Origin of the sequence: Corallococcus terminator (assembly GCF_003611635.1) — a bacterium.
GTDB classification, from domain to species: domain Bacteria; phylum Myxococcota; class Myxococcia; order Myxococcales; family Myxococcaceae; genus Corallococcus; species Corallococcus terminator.
Genome location: NZ_RAVZ01000564.1, coordinates 1 through 3210, shown reverse-complemented (window position 1 = coordinate 3210; position 3210 = coordinate 1). Strand labels below are relative to the sequence as shown.

Genomic DNA, 3210 nt, shown 5'->3' with positions numbered 1-3210 from the left:
GGGAGTGGGGGCGGCGGCGGGGATGTTCAGCGCCGGGGCGCCAATGAGGCCCATCACGCCCCCGAGCACCCCTTCCAGGCCGCCGCTCTTGAGGATGTAGCCGTCCGCACCGGAGTTCTTCGCCTTCGCGGCCAGCTCCGCCTCCGAGATGTCGGAGTAGAGGATGAGCTTGGAGGAGACGTTCTTCACCTGCCGCAGGAATTCGACGACGTCGTCGCCGAACATCTCCGGCATGTTGACGTCCACGAGAATGAGCGCGAACGGACCCGTGGCGAGCTTCTGGTCGAGCGTGGTCAGATCGGGCGCTCCGCTGGCCTCATAGCCGGCGGCCGTCAGGGCGCGGACGGTGAGCTCCAGCAGCATCGGGCTGTCGTCAATGACCAGTACGCGGGACATCTTCCTCCTCAGGGGCTCCCGGCCCACAACCCTACACCTTTGGTTCCCGCCGAACCATCGAAACGGCGACCAAGCGGACAGACTTGGCTGGACCCTTGACCCTTTTTCGCTCTGTCCGGGATACTTCACTGCCTTGACCCCGACCTCCACTCCCCTCCAACGCGCGCTTCGACAGGCGCCGGACCGCACGCTGGCCGCCCAGGCCCGACCCGAGCAGGAGTTCTTCTGCTTCAAGGTGGGCGAGCTGCGCTTCGGCGTGCCCAGCGAGAACGTCACCGAGGTGCTGCGCGCCGGGCTGCTCACGCCCCTGCCGCGCACCCCCTCGTTCATCATGGGCGTCACCGGCCACCGAGGCCAGGTGCTGCCGGTGGTGGACCTCTTGCGTTTCCTGAGCAAGGGCGAGGCGCGCATCGGTCCGCGCACGCGCATCTTCGTGGGCGTCAGCGGCAACTACGTCTCCGGCGTGGTGGCGGACACCGTGCTGGGTCTGCGCCGCGTGCCCGTGTCGGAGATCCTCCCGCCGCCCCTGGGCGGTGATGCCGCCGCCGAACACCTGCTGGGCGTCGTGCACGGCGGCACCCCCCATGACGGGCTGAACCTGCTCAACTTCTCCAAGCTGTTGCAGACGGCCCGTCAGCGCGCGGTGGTGCGATGAGTCGGGAGGGCACCGTCAACGGGGTCGCGGACGATCGCTCCGCGGAGGAGCTGGGAGAGGTGGACATCCTCTTCTTCCAGATCGGCGACTCCGAATACGGCACCGACGCCTCGCAGGTGCTGCGAATCGACCGGGCCCTGCCGGACGACCTCACCGTGCGCGAGCTGGGTGTGCCGCACCGCGGCCTGCGCGCGCTGGTGTTCGACACCCCGGAAGGCGAAGGCCACCTGAAGGTGGATGGCGTCAACGGGGTGCGCCCCGTGGCGCTCGCCGTGCTACGCCGCATGCCCGCCGCCGTGGCTGCGGCTCCCTATGCCGTGGGCATCTGCCTGGATGAAGAGTCCAAGCGGCCCGTGTTGCTGATTGATCTGGCGGAAACCTTGAAGACGCAAGGAAGGCACTGACACACATGTCCCTGGAGAGCCCCAACGACAAGCCCGCGGCCAAGTCCCGCGGTGCGAAGAAGTCCCCAGGCGCGAAGGCGGGAGCCCCCGAGGCCAACGCGGTGGATCCACTCAAGCCCTTCACCGACACGCTGATGTCGGTGCTGTCCGGCAACCTGAACGCGCGCGTGCCCCACGACCGCGTCCTGGCGGATTCCACGGGCTTCGGCCACCTGCTCAACCAGGTGCTGGAGCAGTTCTCCTCCGCGGAGCACCGCAAGCAGGTGGCGGCGCAGGAGATCGATCAGGCGCTCGACTCGCTCATCATCCTGGTGCGCGAAGGCGACCTGTCGCGCTGGAACACGTCCACGGAAGACCCCCAGCTCGGGCCCCTCCTGGAGGGCTTCGGCAAGGTCATTGAAACGCTGCGCATCTTCGTGCGGGAGATCAACGAGGCCGCGCTGCGGCTGTCGTCCTCCGCCAACCAGGTGCTGGCGGCGTCCACGCAGCATGAGACGTCCTCCACCGAGCAGGCCGCGGCCATCCACGAGACGACCGCGACGATGGAGGAGTTGAAGCACGCCTCCGCGCAGATCGCGGAGAACGCGGGCAGCGTGGCGCGCGTGGCGGAAGAGACGCTGGGCGCGGCGCGCGCGGGTCGCGGCGCGATTGGCGAGTTCATCCAGGCCATGCAGCAGATCCGCAGCGACGGCGTCGCGGTGGCGGACTCCATCTCCAAGCTGTCCAAGCGCGTGGAGCGCATTGGCACGGTGGTGGAGGTCATCGACGAGATCGCGGACCGCTCCGACCTGCTGGCCCTCAACGCGGCGCTGGAAGGCAGCCGCGCGGGTGAGGCGGGCAAGGGCTTCTCCATCGTCGCGGCGGAGATGCGCCGGCTGGCGGAGAACGTCCTGGAGTCCACCAAGGAGATCAAGAACCTCATCACGGAGATCCGCGAGGCCACGGCCGCGGCGGCGGGCGCGGCGGACGCGTCCAAGCACGCCACGGAGTCCGGCGAGAAGCTGGGCGCGGTGGCGGCGCAGGCCGTGGAAGGCATCCTCGCCGGTGTGCAGGAGACGAGCGACGCGGCCCGGGTCATCAACCTGGCCACGCAGCAGCAGCGCACGGCCACCGAACAGGTGGTGGCGTCCATGGCGGAGATCGAGGACGTGACCCGTCAGACGACGCAGGCGTCGAAGCAGGCCACCGGGGCCGCCGCCGAGCTCACCCAGCTTGCGGGCCGGCTCGCCGAGCTCATCAAGCGCTTCAAGGCCGACTAGGCGTTCTCCTGAAGGGGAGAGAAGGGCTTCCGGGGGCGTGCTGAACCGCGCCCCCGGGCCTGTCACCCATGGACACCGAGGCCCTCAAAAAGTCCCTCCTGAAGAAGTTCCAGGAGGTCACGGCCGACCGACTCCAGAAGATCCAACTGGGAGTCATCGACCTGGAGAAGGAGACCGCGGATCAGGCCGCGGACGACGTCGCGCGCGAACTGCACACGATGAAGGGCGAGGCCCGCATGCTGGGCCTGGCCGCCATCGGTCAGCTCGCGCACGCCGCCGAGGACGTCCTGCGCGCCGAGCGCGAAGGCAAGACGGCCACCGAGACCGCCACCGACGTCATGCTGCGCGCATGCGACGTGCTGTCGGACCTCATCGAGGACCTGGACGCCGCGCACACCGGCTCCTCGGCCACCGAGGAGATGGTGAAGGCCCTGTCGGAGGTGTCCGGTCATCCGGTGCCCGCCCTGGGCCCGGTGCGCAGGCCCGCCGCCCAGGC

General features: G+C 69.2%; 5 protein-coding genes. 4 read left to right on the top strand and 1 reads right to left on the bottom strand.

Annotated elements, in window-relative coordinates:
- Positions 1-396 (bottom strand): response regulator (locus D7V88_RS40060; protein ID WP_147449093.1); only part of this gene is annotated, 396 nt, incomplete at its 3' end.
- A gap of 133 nt (positions 397-529) precedes the next feature.
- Here D7V88_RS40060 and D7V88_RS40055 point away from each other — a divergent pair.
- The 4 genes from D7V88_RS40055 to D7V88_RS40040 form a co-directional block, all read left to right on the top strand.
- Positions 530-1051, top strand: coding sequence for a chemotaxis protein CheW (locus D7V88_RS40055; protein WP_120545767.1), 522 nt, complete (start codon positions 530-532; stop codon positions 1049-1051).
- Positions 1048-1455: a Frizzy aggregation protein FrzB gene (locus D7V88_RS40050; RefSeq protein ID WP_120545766.1), complete on the top strand. Its 408-nt coding sequence runs from the start codon at positions 1048-1050 to the stop codon at positions 1453-1455. Before D7V88_RS40055 ends, D7V88_RS40050 begins: the two co-directional genes overlap by 4 nt.
- 5 nt (positions 1456-1460) lie before the next feature.
- The gene (locus D7V88_RS40045) at positions 1461-2714 is read left to right on the top strand and encodes a methyl-accepting chemotaxis protein (RefSeq protein WP_120545765.1); all 1254 of its coding nucleotides are present in this window, start codon (positions 1461-1463) and stop codon (positions 2712-2714) included.
- A 68-nt stretch (positions 2715-2782) separates the two neighbouring features.
- On the top strand, positions 2783-3210 hold a 428-nt coding region (locus tag D7V88_RS40040), incomplete at its 3' end, for an Hpt domain-containing protein (RefSeq protein ID WP_208726742.1).

Excerpts from the sequence above, each read along its gene's own strand:
- D7V88_RS40050 (WP_120545766.1), top strand. The coding sequence starts at position 1,048 with ATGAGTCGGGAGGGCACCGTCAACGGGGTCGCGGACGATCGCTCCGCG.
- D7V88_RS40045 (WP_120545765.1), top strand. The coding sequence starts at position 1,461 with ATGTCCCTGGAGAGCCCCAACGACAAGCCCGCGGCCAAGTCCCGCGGT.